At 33.8% G+C, this 19,761-nt stretch carries 20 protein-coding genes; 8 read left to right on the forward strand and 12 right to left on the reverse strand.

Annotated elements, in window-relative coordinates:
- Positions 1–23: 23 nt before the first annotated feature.
- From ACJDU8_RS20110 to ACJDU8_RS20165, 12 genes are all read right to left on the reverse strand, one after another.
- Positions 24–428: a Rid family hydrolase gene (locus tag ACJDU8_RS20110; RefSeq protein ID WP_406793959.1), complete on the reverse strand. Its 405-nt coding sequence runs from the start codon at positions 426–428 to the stop codon at positions 24–26.
- 65 nt (positions 429–493) lie between these two features.
- Positions 494–1,621: an NAD(P)/FAD-dependent oxidoreductase gene (locus ACJDU8_RS20115; protein WP_406793960.1), complete on the reverse strand. Its 1,128-nt coding sequence runs from the start codon at positions 1,619–1,621 to the stop codon at positions 494–496.
- A gap of 1 nt (position 1,622) precedes the next feature.
- The gene (locus tag ACJDU8_RS20120) at positions 1,623–1,949 is read right to left on the reverse strand and encodes a (2Fe-2S)-binding protein (protein WP_406793961.1); all 327 of its coding nucleotides are present in this window, start codon (positions 1,947–1,949) and stop codon (positions 1,623–1,625) included.
- Between the two features lie 141 nt (positions 1,950–2,090).
- A complete protein-coding gene (locus tag ACJDU8_RS20125) occupies positions 2,091–3,668 on the reverse strand; it encodes an FAD-dependent oxidoreductase (protein ID WP_406793962.1) in 1,578 nt (525 codons plus the stop codon).
- A gap of 35 nt (positions 3,669–3,703) precedes the next feature.
- Positions 3,704–4,018: a (2Fe-2S)-binding protein gene (locus tag ACJDU8_RS20130; protein ID WP_406793980.1), complete on the reverse strand. Its 315-nt coding sequence runs from the start codon at positions 4,016–4,018 to the stop codon at positions 3,704–3,706.
- A 56-nt stretch (positions 4,019–4,074) separates the two neighbouring features.
- Positions 4,075–5,373, reverse strand: coding sequence for an FMN-binding glutamate synthase family protein (locus ACJDU8_RS20135; RefSeq protein ID WP_406793963.1), 1,299 nt, complete (start codon positions 5,371–5,373; stop codon positions 4,075–4,077).
- 15 nt (positions 5,374–5,388) lie between these two features.
- Entirely contained in the window at positions 5,389–6,099 is a 711-nt protein-coding gene (locus ACJDU8_RS20140; RefSeq protein ID WP_406793964.1) for a GltB/FmdC/FwdC-like GXGXG domain-containing protein, read from the reverse strand.
- Positions 6,087–6,986: a class II glutamine amidotransferase domain-containing protein gene (locus ACJDU8_RS20145; protein ID WP_406793965.1), complete on the reverse strand. Its 900-nt coding sequence runs from the start codon at positions 6,984–6,986 to the stop codon at positions 6,087–6,089. Before ACJDU8_RS20145 ends, ACJDU8_RS20140 begins: the two co-directional genes overlap by 13 nt.
- Before the next feature lie 64 nt (positions 6,987–7,050).
- Complete coding sequence (locus ACJDU8_RS20150) at positions 7,051–8,430, reverse strand: glutamine synthetase family protein (protein ID WP_406793966.1); 1,380 nt, start codon at positions 8,428–8,430, stop codon at positions 7,051–7,053.
- Positions 8,431–8,597: 167 nt separating this feature from the next.
- Positions 8,598–9,239: a TetR/AcrR family transcriptional regulator gene (locus tag ACJDU8_RS20155; RefSeq protein ID WP_406793967.1), complete on the reverse strand. Its 642-nt coding sequence runs from the start codon at positions 9,237–9,239 to the stop codon at positions 8,598–8,600.
- 58 nt (positions 9,240–9,297) lie between these two features.
- Positions 9,298–10,023 carry a type 1 glutamine amidotransferase gene (locus ACJDU8_RS20160; protein WP_406793968.1) on the reverse strand — a complete coding sequence of 242 codons (726 nt, stop codon included), beginning with the start codon at positions 10,021–10,023 and terminating at the stop codon, positions 9,298–9,300.
- A 563-nt stretch (positions 10,024–10,586) separates the two neighbouring features.
- Positions 10,587–12,020, reverse strand: a complete 1,434-nt coding sequence (locus tag ACJDU8_RS20165; RefSeq protein ID WP_406793969.1) for an APC family permease — start codon at positions 12,018–12,020, stop codon at positions 10,587–10,589.
- 540 nt (positions 12,021–12,560) lie between these two features.
- Here ACJDU8_RS20165 and ucpA point away from each other — a divergent pair.
- The 8 genes from ucpA to ACJDU8_RS20205 all read left to right on the forward strand — a co-directional run bounded on the left by ucpA (position 12,561) and on the right by ACJDU8_RS20205 (position 19,348).
- Complete coding sequence (gene ucpA, locus ACJDU8_RS20170; protein ID WP_406793970.1) at positions 12,561–13,355, forward strand: SDR family oxidoreductase UcpA; 795 nt, start codon at positions 12,561–12,563, stop codon at positions 13,353–13,355.
- A gap of 87 nt (positions 13,356–13,442) precedes the next feature.
- Positions 13,443–14,165: a response regulator gene (locus ACJDU8_RS20175; RefSeq protein ID WP_406793971.1), complete on the forward strand. Its 723-nt coding sequence runs from the start codon at positions 13,443–13,445 to the stop codon at positions 14,163–14,165.
- The gene (locus ACJDU8_RS20180; protein WP_406793972.1) at positions 14,140–14,502 is read left to right on the forward strand and encodes a helix-turn-helix transcriptional regulator; all 363 of its coding nucleotides are present in this window, start codon (positions 14,140–14,142) and stop codon (positions 14,500–14,502) included. The genes ACJDU8_RS20175 and ACJDU8_RS20180 overlap by 26 nt, the downstream gene beginning before the upstream one ends.
- 139 nt (positions 14,503–14,641) lie before the next feature.
- A complete protein-coding gene (locus ACJDU8_RS20185; RefSeq protein WP_406793973.1) occupies positions 14,642–15,913 on the forward strand; it encodes a class-III pyridoxal-phosphate-dependent aminotransferase in 1,272 nt (423 codons plus the stop codon).
- 101 nt (positions 15,914–16,014) lie between these two features.
- Entirely contained in the window at positions 16,015–17,010 is a 996-nt protein-coding gene (locus tag ACJDU8_RS20190; protein ID WP_406793974.1) for a phosphotransferase enzyme family protein, read from the forward strand.
- Between the two features lie 80 nt (positions 17,011–17,090).
- The gene (locus ACJDU8_RS20195) at positions 17,091–17,432 is read left to right on the forward strand and encodes a P-II family nitrogen regulator (protein ID WP_406793975.1); all 342 of its coding nucleotides are present in this window, start codon (positions 17,091–17,093) and stop codon (positions 17,430–17,432) included.
- 659 nt (positions 17,433–18,091) lie between these two features.
- Entirely contained in the window at positions 18,092–18,289 is a 198-nt protein-coding gene (locus ACJDU8_RS20200; protein WP_406793976.1) for a hypothetical protein, read from the forward strand.
- Positions 18,290–18,886: 597 nt separating this feature from the next.
- Positions 18,887–19,348, forward strand: coding sequence for a class I SAM-dependent methyltransferase (locus ACJDU8_RS20205; protein ID WP_406793977.1), 462 nt, complete (start codon positions 18,887–18,889; stop codon positions 19,346–19,348).
- Positions 19,349–19,761 lie beyond the last annotated feature (413 nt).

Genomic DNA, 19,761 nt, shown 5'->3' on the forward strand with positions numbered 1-19,761 from the left:
TTTTCATGTCACCACGTACACTATTATAAATCTATTGCTCCAATAACTGCATCCATTTCTATTTCAATTAGTTGAGTAGGCCGGTTTAGTGCAGAGATACCAACCAAAGTACATAATGGTTTTATTGATTTGAAAAATTCCGAATAAGCTTGTATGTATTCTTTAGAACGAGTCATATCTGTAGCATACATCTTTACTCTTACTACTTCTTCTTTCTTGCTGCCTGCTTGTTCTAAGCATTTAATCATCTTTTCTAAAATATATTTTGCTTGAGCATATCCGTCATTTTCCCCAAATACGCTGCCATCAGGTTGAACAGATGTAGTACCACCAACATATACAAATGGTCCAACCTTAACAACACGACTATACCCTGCTTTTTCTTCAAGCGGTGCTCCTGATGAATAATTAGTTCTTTTAAATTCCATAAAAAATTCCTCCTAAAATCTATTTTAATCTTTTTTGTTTTGCAACAAATTAGATTTCTGTCACTTTATATTTTTGCTTTAAACCTATCATAACGAAAAGCGCTTAAATCTATAGATGGTTTCCCATCTGCTACCATCTCTGATAAAAGTTTACCTAATGTTGGAGATATTCCAAAGCCATGCCCTGAAAATGCACAGGCAATTATAAGTCCCGGAACTTCTTCCACAAAACTTATAACAGGTACATGATCTGCACACTCATCTATCCATCCTGCCCAAGTACGCACAACTTTTGCATCCTCAAGTATGGGAAAATACTTCATTATTCCACGACAGATAGCAGAAGCAGTAATACTTGAGGTAGTCGGTGTTCCATTATCCTTATTAAAAGCTTCATAGCCTGAGGAGCCCCCAAAAACAAAGGAGCCATGTTTACTTTGATGACCATAAAAGTCTGCTGCTGCAGTACCTAACATTTGATAAAACATAGGCGGCTGAGCTTCTGTTACAATAACTTCCATTAAAGTTTGATTCATGGGTATATCTATTCCAAAGTTAGCAGCTATCTTACGGCTTCCGTAACCTGCTGCAAGAATAATATTTTCTCCTTCATAGATATTATTGGGGGTTATTATTTGTCTAGCTTTACCCTTTACTTTTTTTACCTCAATTACTTCTTCACCAGTTATAAAACGAACTCCTAATTGTCTTGCTCTACGGTAAAAAGCAAGTGTCGTCAACATTGGATTAGCATGTCCATCGGTAGGACACCAGCTTGCACCGATAACTTCTTCTGAAAGATAAGGACAAATATTTCTTGCCTCATCACCTGAAATCATTTTTACATCAAGGCCGCAGTCATTAGCATTACTGGTAAGATTATTTAAAATCTTAATATGATCCTCTGTCTTACCAAGTCTCAAGTTACCATCCTTATAATATTCCACATCCATGCCTAATTCCTCTGACAATGTGGGCCAAAGATTTTTTACTCCATACATAGCAAGGGGAAGTTCTCTTTTATCACGACCTGATTGGCGAACTCCTCCACCATTTCTTGAAGAACCCCCGTTACCAATATTATCACTTCTTTCCAGAACAATAACATGACATCCTCTCTTGGCTAGATAGTATGCTGCAGCATTTCCAATTACTCCACTTCCTATAATAACTACATCAGCATAATTTTTCATGTTATTCTCCTCCTTTTTCATTTCCAAGAACTTTCATTTCTATAGGTCTCATAGGTGCACGTGATACTGAAGCCTCTAATTCCAGAGATGAAATCCCTAACTCTCTTGCCACAATGCCCTTTACTAAATTACCACAGTTTTGTCCCTGACAAAGCCCCATACCCGTTCTTAGATATCTTCTCATCTCCGTTATGGTAAATATTCCGTCATGCACTGCTTTTCTTATTTCACCCTTTGTAATTTCTTCGCAGCGGCAGATTATCATATTATCATCAGGCTGCATGATATATTCACCTACATCTCTTGATCTATCATTTATTTTATTCATAAACTTACCCTGTATAATGAATATATAGAGGATTCATTATACATTTTCCTTTCTAGACTATTTTCTGTATAATCTTTATTAACTACTGTGGACTACTTATTCTATATATTTAAAACTACTTAACTTCATATAGTTAATCCCCTAGACTTGCTTAAAAAATCTAGCTTTCATTCCTACTTCTCTAGGAACCTTTATAGTTAATAAATTAGTATAGTCAAATGCAGGGATTAATCTAACTTCCACAACTTCAGCTTCACAGATCTTTTGCCCGCTCCTATCTAAAGCAATACCTTTTGTACCTTTTTCGGGCAATGTCAAAAACTCATAAGGAAGTGTTACAGATGCATATCCTTCTTCATAATCTTCATTTATAAGGAATATGGACTGACCAGGACAAGACGCTACACACAACCCGCATCCAATACATTTTGACTTTTCATCAACAACCGGCAGAGATGTGATTTTCTCACCAACTTTAATACATTTCTTTGAACAGACATCCTGGCAGGGATTACAGGGAATATTTTGTGAACATTCTATTACAGGATGAATTCCTTTAATAGATTTTACTCCAGGATATTTTTCTACTTCCCCATCTGTAAGGTAACCCTTCTTAAGAAGATTTACTGAAACATCGCAACCTTCCTCTGTTTTTTCAATATTTTTACCTTTGTTTTCTGGACCAAACATTCCCTGTCTCAAACTAAATAATGCCTTTTCTAATGCCTTTGCTTTAAAATCTAATTCCTCTTTGCCTATAAAGCCTAATTTATAAGCAGCTGCCACACCAGAAATCCTTCCTTTAATCATTGCTGAACTTGCTTCCTCAATGCCTGAAGCATCTCCTGCTACAAAGATGCCTTGTATAAAGGTCTCACCATATTCATCGCAGAGTGGAACTAAACCTCCCTTTTGGGGATTATCATCCATCTTACAGCCCACCATTTTAAGAAGCTGTGACATAGGAGAAAGACCGACTGCAAGACATATGGTATCAACATCGAAGTGCTTTTCCGTTCCAGATATAACCTTCCAGGTATTATCAACTTGACCAATAGTAACACCTGTTATATACTGGTCTCCTTCAGCCTTAATTATAGTATGGGATAAATAAAATGGGACACCGCACCTAGCTACTTTGGCTGCATGAACACCATAGCCCCCAATTTTAGGTGCTGCATCTACTATAGCAGCTACCTCACACCCTGCCTGCAGGAGTTGATAACTAACAACTAATCCAACATTACCGCTTCCCAGCATAAGAATTTTTTTACCAGGACGTACACCATGAAGATTCATCATAGTCTGAGCTGCACCTGCACCTATAACTCCCGGCAGAGTCCATCCCTCAAAGGTAACCATATTCTCAGAAGCACCGGTTGCAACTATAATTGCATCTCCTTTATAATGAATAACTTCATTATTTATCTTTACGGTGATTTCTTTATCCAAAAAAAGACCAATTACTATAGCATTTAATATAACTTCTACTCCTGCTTCCTCTGCTTCCTTTAATAGTTCCTCGCCTATTTTAAAGCCCCTTGTTTTTGCTCTGTGCTCTTTTGAGCCAAAAAACTTGTGTATTTGTTTAAGCAGTTGTCCTCCCGGCTTAGAATTTTCGTCAAATACAACAACTCTTAAGCCTCTTTTGGCAGCTTCTATTGCGGAAGAAAGTCCTGCGGGACCTGCACCGATAACTATTGCATCATATCTTTTCAATCAATTACATCCCCTTTCATTAAAATACCCTAAAGCTAATCTGGCTTCCTCGCTAGGACGCCATACTGAGTCTCAACCTTCATGCCTGCAGCAAGTGGAGTTACACAAGTCCTAACATTAGCCTTACCATCAACAATCATTACACAATCAGTACATCTGCCAATTGCACAAAAAACTCCCCTAGGCTCTGAATGCTTTGAAGTATATCTATGAATCATTACTCCATTTCCTCTTAATGCTACTGCTATTGGTTCCCCTTCATAACCTTCTATTGTTTTACCATCATATTCAAATTTAACCAGTTTGCCTTTATCAAATTGCTTTAAAATTGGATGCTGATCTATCCGTATCATATAATACACCCTCCTATTTATTTCTGATTTTCCACAAAATAATTATCAATTATTTAGCAGCCAAATCCAAAACGCTCACCAAAAACATAATCACTTCCTACCAAAGGTATCCCTGTCATTGCGCAAGCTTCCAATGTAAGGGAACGCAAATCTTCTCTCTCTAAGTTTTTTAGCTTAGTTTTCCCTGCTGCCTTTGCTAATAAAACTGCTTCATTAGTTATAGCCTTTATATAATTTGCAACTCTTTCAGCAGCTTCATCAATATTAAATTTGGCTCTAGATTCCGGATCCTGTGTACCAATACCAAAAGCACAAACTCCAGTATGACACCTAAGACATACCCTGCAGCCCATAGCCACCATTGCACTGGTTCCTATAGCCACAGCATCTGCTCCAATAGCTAAGGCTTTTGCTATGTCAGCTCCATCCTTTATACCGCCAGACACAATGAGACTAACTTCGTCTTTTACACCCATTTCCTCTAATGTTTTAACAGCTTGTACTAATGCTGGCATTGTAGGTATTCCAAGATGCTTTGTAGCCATAACCGGTGCAGCTCCTGTTCCCCCCTGCGCTCCATCAAGTATTATTCCGTCTGCTCCAACCTTCACTGCAATTTTAATATCATCCCTTACTCTTCCTGCTGCAATTTTAAAAAATATTGGAGTCTGCCAATTGGTAAGCTCTCTTAATTGCTCCATTTTAACTACCATATCATCAGCACCAAAGGAATCACCATGTCGTGGCTGGCTATGAAGATCAATTCCTATAGGAAGCTGTCTGAAATTTGCAATGTCCTCTGTAATTTTACTTCCCATTAAGTGACCTGAAATCCCTGGTTTTGCACCAATTCCAATAAGGAACTCTATCATATCAGCTACTTCCAAGTTTCTCTTATTAAAACCAATACGGCTTGGCAAAAGCTGTATTGACTGCCTATACGAGTTATCTCTTTCTTCAGGCAAAAGTCCTCCTTCTCCATTGCTTATTACAGTTCCAGTTAGTGCTGTTGCTTTAGCAAGAGCAATTTTAGCTTCTTTACTTAATGCCCCATAAGACATACCTGCTATCATAACAGGCGTTTCTATTACTAGTGGCTTTTTTGCAAATCGCTTTCCTAAAACTATTCTAGTTTCACATGGTTCACGATAAGTATCTATTGACATTCTTGAAAGCTGCGATGGCAACACCATTAAATCGTCAAAGGTAGGCATATATCTTGTGGCACCACAACCACGAATTCGGTGTTTGCCATACCTAGCTCTATAGTCTATTTCGGATAATGTTTCCTGATCCCACACACCGCGTTGTACATCCTTAGGTTCAATCTCCCTTTTTGTTTCAGTACTCATAAAACCTCATTCCTCCTATACATGTTTTTTTGCTAGTTCCGGTTTTAGTTCGGGTTTAAACAATACATAAGTATGCCTTCCTGTAGAGGATGGTCTTATAGCATTAAAGTCCTGTGGATTTGCCTTTATACCATATTTATTAAATAATTCTTTTAATTCTCTAATTTCTGATTCTTTAATTGAATCAACATGAACATTTCCTCCAAGTTTGCCTTCAACTTCGTTATCCTGAGTATAAATTACTCCTTTATACATGGATTCACCGACCTGTTTACCTACACTTCCTAAAAGAATCAATTTACCACCAAAAGTCATCTGTCCTGCCCACCTGCCTGAAGAACCGCATACAATTATAGTTCCACCTTTCATTCCATACCCTACACGGCTTCCAGTGCCACCATAGATCACCATAGTACCGCCATAAAAATAAACTCCCGCATTACAGCCTGTATTTTTAGTTACAATAAGTTCTCCATCCATCATATTGTCACCTGTATACCAGCCTGTATTACCTTCTACTACTATCTTTGAACCTTCCAGAAATCCTCCAGTGTAAAATCCTGTACTACCATTAACAATGATTTTCCCTTTTTGCTTTAGACCTATGGCTATATTATGCATAGAATGAGGATTTTCAATTGATACTTCTTCATTTTTCTGAAGTTTTTCTATGATTAATTTATTTAATTCCTCACTTTTAAAATTTAATGCGTCTATATATTCCATACTCTAACCTCCCCTGGATCCATCTCCTCTGCGCACACATCAGGGAAAATGGAAGTAAACTCAATTTGCTCAGATCCGAGCAGTACCATATCATTATTCTCAAAAAGTAGCAATGGCTTTATACCAAGCTTATCTTTTACAAATCCCATTTGCTTTGAAGTAACTGCTATAATACAAAATAATCCATCCAACTCTTCACTGGCATATTTTAAAGCTGCTTCTAAATCGCCGCCATTTTTCATCATCCCATAAGCGATAAGATGACTGGCTGCCTCTGAATCATTAAGTGTTTTAAACTGAGCGCCTTTATTTTCAAGTTTTCTCCTTAAATTGAAGTAATTCGTGAATTGTCCATTATGAACAATACTCAAATCAGGGTAAAATGGTGAAACAAATGGGTGAGCTGCATTAATATCTTCAGCACTTTCTGTAGCCATTCTTACATGTCCTATTCCATGAGTTCCTATGCCTTTATCAATTTTTTGATGATTAATAAGATTATCTATTAATCCCCCATCCTTATATGCCTTCATATTCTTTCCAAAGGAATGAACATATAATCCATCCACCAAATTTATTATTGAATGAAGTTTTGGAATATCTTTTTCATCTATTTTAAGTTCAAACTCCACAAAAATTACTTTTTTAGTCATATCAGAAGTTTCTTCCGATAATACAGTTACTCCATACTTTGAAATTAGATTTTTCAAAGTATGATATGCATCCTTTTTAGTCACAGCAACCCTTAACGTTATACCTGAGTTGATTCCATATACAGCTATTCCACTGGCATCTGGACCTCTATGCTGTATTAACGCAAGCATTTCTAAAAGTTTACTTGACATTTCCATACCATTTTTATTTACAATACCGGCTATGCCACACATATATATTACCTCCTGTTACATATAGATATCTTAAAGTAGAATCTTCAAATTATATTTAATATTTTTAGATGTGATAGGAGTAATTCATCCATTCCCAATCAGTAACGTAACTAGTAAACCCCTCCACCTCTAATTCTTTTAATGCAATAAAGTTATTAATCAAATCTTCCCCTGCATATTCCAAAAGCCATTCATCTTTTTCCAATTCCCTTAAGGATCTAAAAAGACTTCTTGGTACAATTTCTTGCTGATTTTCTAAATCATGATATAAATCTGTTTTTACAATTTTTGGTGGATCAAGTTTGTTAATTATTCCATCAAGTCCTGCAGCCAGAATTCCACCTAAAGCAAGATATGGATTTGAAGCCGCACTTCCAGCTCTGATTTCTGCTCTAGTAGCTTTACCACGTTCTTCTGGAATCCTAATATAAGTTGTTCTATTATCATATCCCCATCCAACATAATATGGAGCAAAAGAATCTGGACGGTATCTCTTATAACAATTTATTGTAGGTGCTAAGAAGGCTACAAGGGATCTTGCATGCTTTAATACACCTGCAACAAAATGCTTCATTAAATCTGACATTCCTTCTGGATCAGTTGGTTCATAAAATAAATTTTCACCTGTTTTCAAGCTGTTTAAAGATACATGATAGTGACATCCGCTTCCGCCATCCGCACCCTTTGGCTTTGCCATAAAGGTAGCCAAAAGATTGTTTTGTTCTGCTATATCCTTGCTGATTCCCTTAAATACGCTAGTTTCATCTGCATTACGAAGTGCTTGACCATGGCTCCAATTGTACTCATACTGTCCTGGATAATATTCATGATTCATATATAGAATTTTATAATCCATAGTTTTAAAATTTTTTGTAAGCTTGGTAAGGAAACCCAAAGGATCTATTCTCACATTACCTGTATAACAGTTACATGCTTTATTGGTGTAAGGTTCAACTTCACCATTTTCTTTCTTATTGAACAAGAAAAATTCTAGCTCGCTTGCGGTTATAGGATTATAACCAAGTTCCTGATACTTTGCAATTATACTTTTAAGAAACCACCTTGGAGATTGTCTCATTGGCTTTCCATGATAATAAATATCTCCTAACATAAGAGCTGTTTTTTCGAGATAAGGTAAAATTACAAAAGTTGATGGGTCAGCAATTATTTTCATATCATCATAATTATATTCAGCTAAACCTTTTACTTCGGCAACACTATTATCAAAACCCACAGCCATGATAACTGCTGCAAAAGCTAGTCCACTTTCAAAAGCTTCATCTACCATATCTGATGGAAGAAGCTTGGAACGATTTATACCGTGAAGATCAACATATTCAACTCTAAGCATTTCTATGCCATTAGCTTTGATTAACTCCTTTACATTTTCTTTAGTTAATTTTTTATAACCTGTTTTTAAATCTACATCATAAATCGCACTCATTTTCATCACTCCATTTTCTATTTTATAAACTTAAAGTAATTGTTATTTATTGTAGCTTTATAATTATTTATATTTGGAAGGTAAATGATTATCCTTTTTAATTAGAGGGAGCGCTCGCTCCCTTATTATATAAAGAGCACTCAATTGCTCTTTATTGGACATAAATTTCACTTTCTGAAAGCCTGTTTTAAAGACTCAACAATTAAATCAATTGCTTCATCTTCAGTAATCTTTCTGTTTTCTTTAATGAAAAATGATTTAAATCTTTCGCTGTGATATTCTGAAACCAAGGAATATGCGAAAAATGTTATATAATTGTCCACCATATAGGATGCAATGCTAGTATTTATATTGCTGTCAATCTCTCCACGTTGTTTGCTTTCTTCTATCATTTTGATTGTATACATGCTGGTAGCATTTTTGAATTTTTGGGCAATTACAGAAGCAAAACGATTCATGGAACTAGACCCTAAATCACAGTAAATACAAATATAATCTGGATAACATTCTGTAAATTTACTAAGTCCCTTTAAAAGTTTATAAATTCCATCATATAATGAGTCAACATTTACTATATACTTTTTATACAGAGAATTTTCAACCAGATTGATCATATAATCTACTACAGAAAAATATAGTGACTCCTTATTTTTAAAATATTTATAAAGAGCTCCATTTGAAATCTCTGCACTTTTACATATACTACTGATACTTGCAAAATGGTATCCTTCTTCTGCAAAAACACTAGCCGCTGAATCTAATATTTTTTGTTGTTTATCTATAGGTAACTGTTGAAAAGCCCTAAGCACGATATACCCTCCCTACTTTAATTGTTGTTTTATCTATTATATTTAAGGTAATTCTCACTTAATCTTGTTTTTTTACTAAGAACCATTCCAGTGAATTTTTCATTAATTGTTCAAACAAATTATACGTTTCTGGAATTTCATTCATTTGATTAATAAAATATTCTTTTCCTAATGCATACTTTCCACCAGACCAATGTTCATCCTCATATGTTTCAAGATATGCCTTAATATTTTCTTTAGTATATTCAGGATGAAATTGAAACCCCACAGCCGGAGAATTATTGCTTGTGAATATTTGGTTACTTGCTGCTTCTGTAAATCCTAAAGAAGTACAATTGTTTGGAATATTATAATGATCAGAATGCCACATAAAGGATATTAATCCATCCTCCAAGTTTTTAATTAATAAATTATTTTTTACTTCTTTTCTTAAAGTTACTTTGAACCAACCTACTTCCTTTTCCTCGGCCTTAAAAACTTTTCCACCTAAAGTCTCTGCAATAATTTGACTTCCAAGGCAAAAGCCTATTATAGGAATCTTATTTTTTAATGCATATTTTACATACTTAATTTCATTATAAAGCCAAGGATCCGCCTCCTTATTCCAAAGATGTTGTGATCCGCCATGAAGTATTATTAAATCAAAACCTTTTACTGAGGAAAAGTCATCAATTTCGCTTACTATAAATTTTTCTAATTCATAATCTATATTTTTTTGTATCCAAAAGTCTACATTTGTACATTGTGGATGGTCTTTATCATGTATAAATTCTGCTATTCTCAAAAACTACCTCCTAGAAAAAACTATTATTTTGCTTAGCATATATGTTATTAATACTAATATAATAAGTTTAAATTTTATTAATTAATGAATTTATGCTAATATAATATATCAATCCAATAACAAAGTCAATAATTTCTTACCATTTTATCAAAAATGGCACGTGATAAAAATTTAACTTTAAAATTAAGGAACATCTCTCAATTATAGCTCTTGAACTCAAAATATATACAGTATTTAATCTGGTATTTTTCTATATGTTTTCATATCTGACTTTCTTAATGCTGTAATAACGGTTAACTTTTATATATAGTGAGATAGAGAAAATGAATGAGTTAAAAATATTAGTTCAACATTGAATTTTACAGAATTAAAAAGTAATGGACACGAATATGCTGGTAACTGTATTTTCTAATTTAAAAATATTCCAAATTATAATAATTCCGATTTTTGATGGAAATAACGGAAAAATTTTTCATAATAAAAGCATCCTTAAATTTATAATGTTTTTGCCTAGAAACCAAAGAAAAGGATGCTTGAAGATGGACAAAGAGTATTCTAAATAATTAGCTTGCTTCTCTATTATCACTCATTTTCTGTTTTTTAGTATAAAAGCCTGCATTTTTATTTGCTTTTCCCTGTTTGTATACATTCATAATTGCATACCATGAACCTCCTAGGATCAACCATGCTAAGAAGAGAAAAGGAAATAAGCTGTATGGATAAGCTGGAAGGGGATAAACACTTCCAATAATAGGGATCGATAGTATGAGTGTGGAAAAAATTGCAATTATAACATCTTTTGGTTTTAATTCTTTTATCCTATGCAAAAACGGAGGAACACTTAGCAATATCATTGCGTAGCTAAATAAAAATCCTAATGTAGCAATTGTGCCCAACCAACCGAATATATCCATTTCTTTGCTACCTTTTGCAAGTAATATTGCTGGAATAATAAATATAATAATTAATATAACACCTATTGAAACATGAGGAGTGTTATTTTTTGCATGTGTCTCACCTAAAGAAGGATGTAATATATTATCCTTTGCCATAGACATTAATATTCTTGCAGCTGCAGTAATACAAGCAACTGCACATGACCAAAAACTTACCATAGAACCTATTGCTATAATAATTCCCATAAATCCTACCCCATTATGATCAGCTAAATAATTTAAAGGGGCTGTTGATTCACTTAATTTTGTTGGGCTTCCCACAAATCCCATTACTTCAATGTAAGAAAACACCACGAATAGAACGCCAACAAATATTGCACTTATAATAACAGCCTTAGGTATATTTTTTAATGGACTTTTAGCTTCAGCTCCAAGTGATGTAGCACTTTCAAAGCCAACAAAACTAAAGAATGCAAGTACTAAACCTAGTCTCAAACTATTGAACGAAACACCCTGAAGTTTAATTTGAGTCATATCAGGTCGAAAGCCATTTTTAGATAAAACAATTATTCCAAGAGTAAATATCAATGCAAGAGATATTCCCTCCAAAATCAGCATAAATTTAGCTGATAATGATACATCTTTATATACTAAATACCCTGCAATTAATAGTCCTACTAGTACAATTCCTATTGCTGGTAACTTTATCCCAAAGTAGCTTCCTACAACATTGACGTAATTAGAAAAACCTGCTAATGTTGCACAGCCAGTAAGCATATAAGCTATAACTAATGACCATCCTGATAAGAAACCTGCTCCACTGCCTAATCCATCTGCAACATATGTATATAATGAACCTGGTGACGAAGATCTTTTTGCAAACTGATTAATGTGATAACCTACAAGCAATACAGCAAAAGTGGCAAAAATATATGTTAACCATGTACCATTACCAGATGAAGCATACACCATAGGTATACCTAATGCTGGTCCAACGCTCGGAGCAATATTAGCAATTGACTGTCCTATAACTTCTGAAAAGTTAAGACATTGTTCTTTTAGTCCAGATTTTAAATTTGAATTTTCTGCAGTTACATTCATTTTTACATCTCCCCTCATATGCTTGCCTGTATTAACATACAAACATATTTGCTTAAATTTTTTTTTTAAAAAGAAATTGCGAATAGATTCTTATATCTTTTCATTTTAGAGTTTTAATTATTTTAGGCGAATCAATATTTTAGGCGAATCAATATTTTATTAATATAATACAACGAATATACTGTAATTTGATAAATGTGTCAATAGTTTTTTATCAAATTATCAATTATTGATCTTAAAATTATTGAATTGAAAATCGAATAATTAGACTACTAAAATTCTTCCCCTAACTTCTTACATTAATATCCATATTAAAAAATCACTAATTTTTAATATGGATATTCAAACGTATGTATAAAAATGGAGAATTCCCTGTTTTTACAACCTAAAAATATTAATGTATAACCTAAAAATTTTACCTTGTTATTATTAATTTTCTCTGTATAATATAGACTAAGAAACGCAAAGGAGTATGGACATTGGCAAAAATATGTACATGCTCCTTTCGGTATATTAATTTAAAGAATAGGGGTGAGTCATATGGGAAAGCTAGACGGTAAAGTTGCAATAATAACTGGAGCGTCAAAGGGTATCGGTGAAGGTATCGCGAAAGTGTATGCCAAATATGGTGCCAAATGTGTCCTCGCAGCAAGAGGTGCTAAGGTATTGGCGTTTACCAAAGAACTTAAAAGTCAAGGATATGAAGCAACTGGTGTTCAGGTTGATGTTTCAGATTATTCAAATGTTAAGAAACTCGTTGAGATTGCAGAAATCACATACGGTAAAGTTGATGTTCTTGTATGTAATGCAGGTGTGTGTATACTTGAGGATTTCATGAATGACGATGAATTCAAGAATAGGGATCTGCATTTTGATATTAATGTCAAAGGGGTATGGAATACTACTAAGGCAGTGCTTCCTGGCATGATCGAAAATGGTGGTGGGGCTATAGTAATTATGAGCTCAGTTACAGGTGATATGGTGGCTGATCCTGGTGAAGTAGCTTATGCCACATCAAAGGCAGCATTAGTTGGATTTACAAAGTCAATGGCAAGAGAAGTTGCAGATAAGAATATCAGAGTCAATGCAATATGTCCCGGATATGTATTAACTCCTCTGGTTCAAGGAATGGCCAAGCAGTCAGATCCTGAAAACCCATCAAGAGCTATTAAGGCAATTGCTGATTCAGTACCACTTAAGAGACTTGCAGATCCGACTGAGGTTGGTGAACTCGCAGCATTTCTTGGATGCTACGAATCAAGTTACATAACAGGAACACAAATTGTTATAGATGGAGGAAGCACACTTCCTGAAACAACATCCATGGGACAGTAGTTTTATTTTGCTAGTGAATGAGTAATAAATAAAGGGATAAATCAATAAAATAGCAAATTCAATTAATTATAAAGAATAGGTGATTATATGCAGGATGTAACCATATATGATAAGTCTGGAATTGTTGCAGGTCAGATAATGGAGATGAACCTGTGGGAAGAGCACTTGGATTTTAACGTGAATGAGGAAATTCTGAAAGATGATAGCAGCCTAATTAAGGATTTACAAAGGACAAGACCGGATGTATTTATCATGATAATGGATAATTCAGATATGTGTAAACCGAATGGGATAAAAAAAATATCGGATAACCTGTCGGGAATACATACAATACTGATAGGTTATGATTCGGAATATCAGACGGTTAGAGAATACTTTTTGAATGGTGTGTTTGATTATCTGGTTCATCCTATTGATTTAAAAATGCTAAAAAATTCGGTGTTAAGAGTTTATGCCCAATACGACCTGAGTTATGTGGTAAATAACCTGCAACTGAAAGTAGATGCACTAATTGATAACATTTTCCTTGGTGGTGGACATGAGGAGTACATTATAACTAATATCATTAATCAGATATACATGGACTGGAAAAGAGATCCGATAAACTGTCAGATTATTTCGGATAAAGCAAAGAAGCATATATATGAAATCCTCATAGAAAGAAAGCCATGGCTGGAGAAATTCCTTTATAAAAATGATTTTACCTATTATTTTGGATTTTCCTTGAAGACAGAAAATGAAATAATCAACAAATGGACACGATGTTTTAAAGAAGCAAGCGGCCATGGTTACAAAATATCAGATGATTGATGACAAGCTTGTATACAGAATTGGTAAATATGTTGTTGTGCATGTAGATGACAAGTTGTCCCTTGAAGAAGTAGCCAAAGGGGTTTACCTTAATCCAAGCTATATAAGCCATATTTTCAAAAAAGTAACAGGCATAAGTTTTACAGATTATATGGTTGAAGTAAAGATGGATCGGGCAAAAGTTTTATTACGTGACAGCAACATACGAATATACGATGTAGCCAATATTGTCGGTTATAATAATCCTGAATATTTTACAAAGAATTTTAAGAAGAAGACAGGATATGCACCAATAGAATACCAGCATATGTTGGAGAAAAAATATGCCGATACATAAAATAATATTATGATAGTGTCAATTTAGATTTATTTAGAACAAAAAATTAGAACCTAAAAATATTTGTAGATAGAAGTAAATACAATTCATTGATATTACTTTTAACTAAATTATAATGAATAATGGAGGACGTAAAGTTATGTCATTAAAAGAACTTTTTGAAAATACAACCAAGGAAGAAGTTTTCAGAAAATCAATCGAATATTGGAACAGTGGAAAAACACAGGAATGGCTGGATTTAAAGATTGATCTTTTAATTGGTAAGAGGGACGGTTATTATTTCTGGGATATGAATGGGAAAAAGTTAATGGATGTACATATTAATGGCGGGACATATAGCTTGGGACATAGAAATCGAGAAGTAATTGAAGCACTAGTTGAAGCAACAAAATATGTTGATATGGGCAATCATCATTTTCCATCACCGATTAAGGCAAAACTTGCCGAAACAGTTATTAAGGCATCACCTGAAGGTATGAAACATGTAATATATGGTTCAAGTGGCGGAGAAGTAATTGATCTGGCTTTGAAATCTGCAAGATCAGCAACAGGAAGAAAAAAAATTATTAGTATTGAGAACTGCTACCATGGTCATACAGGGCTTGCAGTTGCAGCAGGAGCAGACAGGTATTGCAAATTATTCCATGCTGAGAGACCTGAGTTCGTGAAAGTTCCATTTAACGATATTAATGCAATGGAAAAAGCTCTTAAGTCAGAAGATGCAGCATGTGTAATTATGGAGACAATTCCAGCTACATATGGTTTTCCACTTCCAAGAGAAGGTTATTTACCTGCAGTTAAGAAATTATGTGAGAAATATGGCTCACTCTACATTGCTGATGAAGTCCAGACAGGACTTATGAGGAGCGGGAAGATGTGGTGTATCGAAACATATGGCGTCAATCCTGATATAATTGTTACATCAAAGGGCTTCTCAGGCGGTATTTATCCAATCTCAGCAGTTATTCTTAATGAAACGGCTTCCTATTGGATAACCCAGGATGGTAGTGCTCATATGGCAACATTTGGTGGAAGTGAACTTGGATGTGTATGCTCACTTAAAGTATTTGAAATTCTCCAGAGAGATGAAACAAAAAGAAATATAGATTTTATTTCAATATATTTAAGATCAGGACTTAATGACATTATGAAAGACAACCAGGATATATTTATTGGAATTCGCCAAAACGGTACCATAATGGGACTTGAATTTGCTGGTAAGAAAGGTGCAATTCCAGTTATGCAGCATCTTTACAATAACGGAGTATGGGGTATTTATTCACAGCTTGATCCACATGTGCTTCAATTTAAACCAGGTCTTCTCTGTACAAAGGAGTATTGCGATGAATTACTTGAAAAGATGTCATATGGTATTAAAAGCGCTAAGGAAGATATTTTGAAACAGGTATAGATTGAATTGAGAAAATTTTAAATATGTTCAATAGTAAAAATGAGTATATTCGGTAACAAGTGTGTATCTGTTTTTATGTAAAGAAAAGGGAGGAAGCTAAGATGGCATTCGAAAATGTAGAATTGTTTGATAAGATTGCAACAGATGCGTTGGAGAAGTATGGCTGGCACCACAGGGATGAGGTTAGCCTCATTATTTTATCAGAAAATGCTACGTATATGGTTAAGAACAAGAAAACAGGAGAAAAAGATGGAGTACTCAGAATAAGTAGACCAGGATATCATACAATGGATGAATTGAATTCAGAAATGGCATGGCTGAATCAGATAAATGAGTATACACCATTGATAGTTGCTAATCCCATTAGAGGGAAAGATGGTGAGAATGTTCAGATAGTCAAAGATCTTGATGGTAAAAAGTACTTCTGTGTTATCAGTGAATATCTGCCGGGTGAATCACCTGATGAGAATAACGAGGAACAGATGGTAAAGCAGTTCAAATACCTTGGTGAGGCTACAGCATATCTTCACAGACAGACTAGAATATGGAATGGAGCATCAAAACTTATCCGCATAGAATGGACTTATGACACAATCATTGGTAATCATGCAGCATGGGGTAGCTGGCAAGACTTTCCTAACTTAACATCTGAAGCAGAAATGATGTTTACAGAGGTTTCTAAAATTATTGAAAAACGTCTTAACAGGTATGGGAAGAATAAAAATAATTATGGTCTTATTCATGCAGACCTTAGACTTGCAAACCTTCTTATTGAGGGTAATCAGATAAAAGTTATTGATTTTGATGATTGTGGCTTTGGGTGGCATCTTCAGGATTTTGCTTCTGCACTGAGTTTTATTGAAGAAAAGGCAATAGTTTCGAAACTAGTAAATGCATGGCTTCATGGATATAAGAAAGTACTTCCTTTTACAGATACAGATTTTCAGGAAATTGATACATTTATTATGATGCGAAGGCTTCAGCTTACAGCATGGTTGGCAAGTCATAAGGAGTCGGGTCCTGTAGCAGAACTCAGTGTTGGGTGGATGGAAGGTACTATGGAACTTGCAGAAAGATACTTAAAACTTTTCGCCTGATAGTGGGCAGGGTATGGGATGAAGACACCTAAAAATGATAAAGAATATTAGAAAAGTAAATATTATAGGTGGCGATGAGAATGAAAGAACTTGAAATAGTTATAAAAGCTGAAAAACTTGAAAATTTGAAGAGAGTTTTAGATTTAGGTGGTGCTGGAGGAGTAATAATTACTACAATATTTGGATACGGACGTCAGAAGGGTATCGGTCAGATATATACAAGAGATGAAACTCCAGGAATTAATCTATTGCCAAAGCTTAGTGTAAGAACAGTTGTTAAAGATGAACTTGTTGATGATATTGTTAAGAAAATTCTTGAAGAACTCAATACCAACAGTTTTGGTGATGGTAAAATATTTATAAAAGATGTTGAAAAAACTATTAAGATTAGAACCGGTGAAACTGATGATGATGCTTTGTAATTCAATATGTGAAAAGACTTCAGAGGCGGAAGAAAGTATAACACATAAGGGTTACTTCAAGTAGGATTTGAAATTGACAGATGAACCATTGTTGTCAACTTAGCAAAATGGAATAGATAGGACGAATTTATTTGAAAATTACTATAAGAGTATGTTTCTATAGTAATTTTTATTTTTAAGGAATAATTAACTAGTTCAGTAAATTAAATCGTTATACATCAAATTTTTTATGTTTGGTGTTATACGAGATTTAACCACGAATACAAAATATCAAAAAATCATTGACTTTATTAATGAATTCGTATATTATATTGATATAAATTTATTAATTAATAAAAATTAAACTTATTTATGTTCAATAAGGAGTAGTTATCCACTTTTCGTATAATATCAGGTGAGCGAATAATCTCTCTATGAGAAAGATTATTCGCTCACCTGATAAATAGGAATGATTAAAAAATAAACTAAAGAAAATGTAATAAAATAGAGTTAAATATTGTATATACAACTTAACTGAACCTCTAACCATATGAGTTAGAGATGAAGAGTGAGTATATTTTCTATTAAATTCATAAAAAATTTCTCTGGCTATATTACTTCTAACATCATTAAAGCTTAACATGCTCTTGTATAATATTTAATTAAAAGGAGAAAGGAAGATGAATATGTATAAATGCAATAAAGCTACTATTATAGGTGACTCGAAAATTGCCAAAGCAATAGGTGTGGTAAAAAGCGGGAATTTTATAGTTGGTAAGTATAGATATTGCTATACCTATACTTACAGGAATATAGGTGATGCGAATGTGGTCAATATAAGAGATGAACAACAGAAGAGTAGAAAAAGCCACCCGTGAAGTGAATGTAACAACAGTCACAGTTATGGGCACCCGTAGCTAGAGCGTAGGTGTAGGGTTCAGATAACCTTAAGTACGTTGTAAAGGTTGCGTTTATTTCGAATATCGTTAGTTCTTAAAGCCACTGTTTAATCCAAAGCTGTTTGAAAAATGCCAAGCTACCCAATATTCATAATAATTCAAAAAATATACCACCAATAATAAAATCTAGATAAAAAATTTACAGTATATGATTTGTTTCAATGCTTTATTAAGTCTTACCTATTTAATAAAGTATTATTATGCAAGAAGATCAAATATTAATACGAATTAAGGGATTTGTAATATTATATAGATGTATAGTGTTATTATAGTAACAATTTGAAGTTGCAATTTATAACAAAACAAATATAGTAACTTATTCAACATTAGCAGTTATTATTTTAGTAAATTAGTAGAAAAGCTAAACAGAATAAGATAAACTATTATGTATATTTCGACTTTCACTTGCTAATCAGAAAACTGAAGGCGAGCTTTTCTTTATAGAAATGCTCGTCTTTTGATTATATCTATAATTAATGAGAGAAGGTGTAAAAAATAAAGGTTCGTAACAGTGGAATGCCTGAACAAGAATACTGGGAAAGTTTATTTAACGTAGAACTTATTCTTGACGAAATGGAAATAAATCAAGATATAAACTCTCTTGTAGAATTTGGATGTGGCTATGGAACATTTGCATTACCGAGTGCTGAAAGGATTAGGGGTAATATTATTGCTATAGATATCGAAGATGAAATGCTTAATATAGCTTCATCAAAGGTTGCCTCTAAAAATAATATAACTTTCGTAAATCGTGATTTTATAGCTAATAGCACAAGGATACCTGATAATTCAGTTGATTATGTTATGTTGTTCAACATACTACATTATATCAAACCATTAGAACTTTTGGACGAGTCATACAGAATACTTAAGGTAGGAGGAAAGGCTAGTCTTATTCATTGGAATTATAATCCCAATACTCTAAGAGATCCAAGTATGGATATTCGCCCAAAGCCTATTGAACTGAATTATTTATAGAGAATTTTTATTTTAGAGAATGTGTAAAGAATACTCAACAAATTACTCACATTATCCACACCATTCTTTAGAAACTATCATATGGATAAGTTTCTATAAATTCCTATAGTTACTGAAACTGAAACTACTAAGTTTTTTAAGTATAAGTTATCTTAATACACTATAGTATTCCCTGACTAGGGCGTGAATAATGTAGGAATATTTTAATCATTATTTAAATTTGGGTTCTAATATATTTTTGATTTCTACTTGTTGGTTTATCTTGTTGGGTATACTTTTATATTGTTGATACTGTACTTTATTTTCACTAAAATTATTTTTTTTCAAACTATTATCGAGTCATGACCACCCCTAAAAGAGGTGGCTTGCTCAGCCCTATAAGGGCGTAATACTTCCAGCGCCTAAATGACGCT

Origin of the sequence: Candidatus Clostridium eludens, from assembly GCF_045310515.1 — a bacterium.
Classification (GTDB): domain Bacteria; phylum Bacillota; class Clostridia; order Clostridiales; family Clostridiaceae; genus Clostridium_B; species Clostridium_B eludens.

Coding starts and splice junctions, on each gene's coding strand:
- ACJDU8_RS20110 (WP_406793959.1), bottom strand. CDS start 428: ATGGAATTTAAAAGAACTAATTATTCATCAGGAGCACCGCTTGAAGAA.
- ACJDU8_RS20115 (WP_406793960.1), bottom strand. CDS start 1,621: ATGAAAAATTATGCTGATGTAGTTATTATAGGAAGTGGAGTAATTGGA.
- ACJDU8_RS20120 (WP_406793961.1), bottom strand. CDS start 1,949: ATGAATAAAATAAATGATAGATCAAGAGATGTAGGTGAATATATCATG.
- ACJDU8_RS20135 (WP_406793963.1), bottom strand. CDS start 5,373: ATGAGTACTGAAACAAAAAGGGAGATTGAACCTAAGGATGTACAACGC.
- ACJDU8_RS20140 (WP_406793964.1), bottom strand. CDS start 6,099: ATGGAATATATAGACGCATTAAATTTTAAAAGTGAGGAATTAAATAAA.
- ACJDU8_RS20145 (WP_406793965.1), bottom strand. CDS start 6,986: ATGTGTGGCATAGCCGGTATTGTAAATAAAAATGGTATGGAAATGTCA.
- ACJDU8_RS20150 (WP_406793966.1), bottom strand. CDS start 8,430: ATGAGTGCGATTTATGATGTAGATTTAAAAACAGGTTATAAAAAATTA.
- ACJDU8_RS20165 (WP_406793969.1), bottom strand. CDS start 12,020: ATGAATGTAACTGCAGAAAATTCAAATTTAAAATCTGGACTAAAAGAA.
- ucpA (WP_406793970.1), top strand. CDS start 12,561: ATGGGAAAGCTAGACGGTAAAGTTGCAATAATAACTGGAGCGTCAAAG.
- ACJDU8_RS20175 (WP_406793971.1), top strand. CDS start 13,443: ATGCAGGATGTAACCATATATGATAAGTCTGGAATTGTTGCAGGTCAG.
- ACJDU8_RS20180 (WP_406793972.1), top strand. CDS start 14,140: ATGGTTACAAAATATCAGATGATTGATGACAAGCTTGTATACAGAATT.
- ACJDU8_RS20185 (WP_406793973.1), top strand. CDS start 14,642: ATGTCATTAAAAGAACTTTTTGAAAATACAACCAAGGAAGAAGTTTTC.
- ACJDU8_RS20190 (WP_406793974.1), top strand. CDS start 16,015: ATGGCATTCGAAAATGTAGAATTGTTTGATAAGATTGCAACAGATGCG.
- ACJDU8_RS20195 (WP_406793975.1), top strand. CDS start 17,091: ATGAAAGAACTTGAAATAGTTATAAAAGCTGAAAAACTTGAAAATTTG.
- ACJDU8_RS20200 (WP_406793976.1), top strand. CDS start 18,092: ATGAATATGTATAAATGCAATAAAGCTACTATTATAGGTGACTCGAAA.
- ACJDU8_RS20205 (WP_406793977.1), top strand. CDS start 18,887: ATGCCTGAACAAGAATACTGGGAAAGTTTATTTAACGTAGAACTTATT.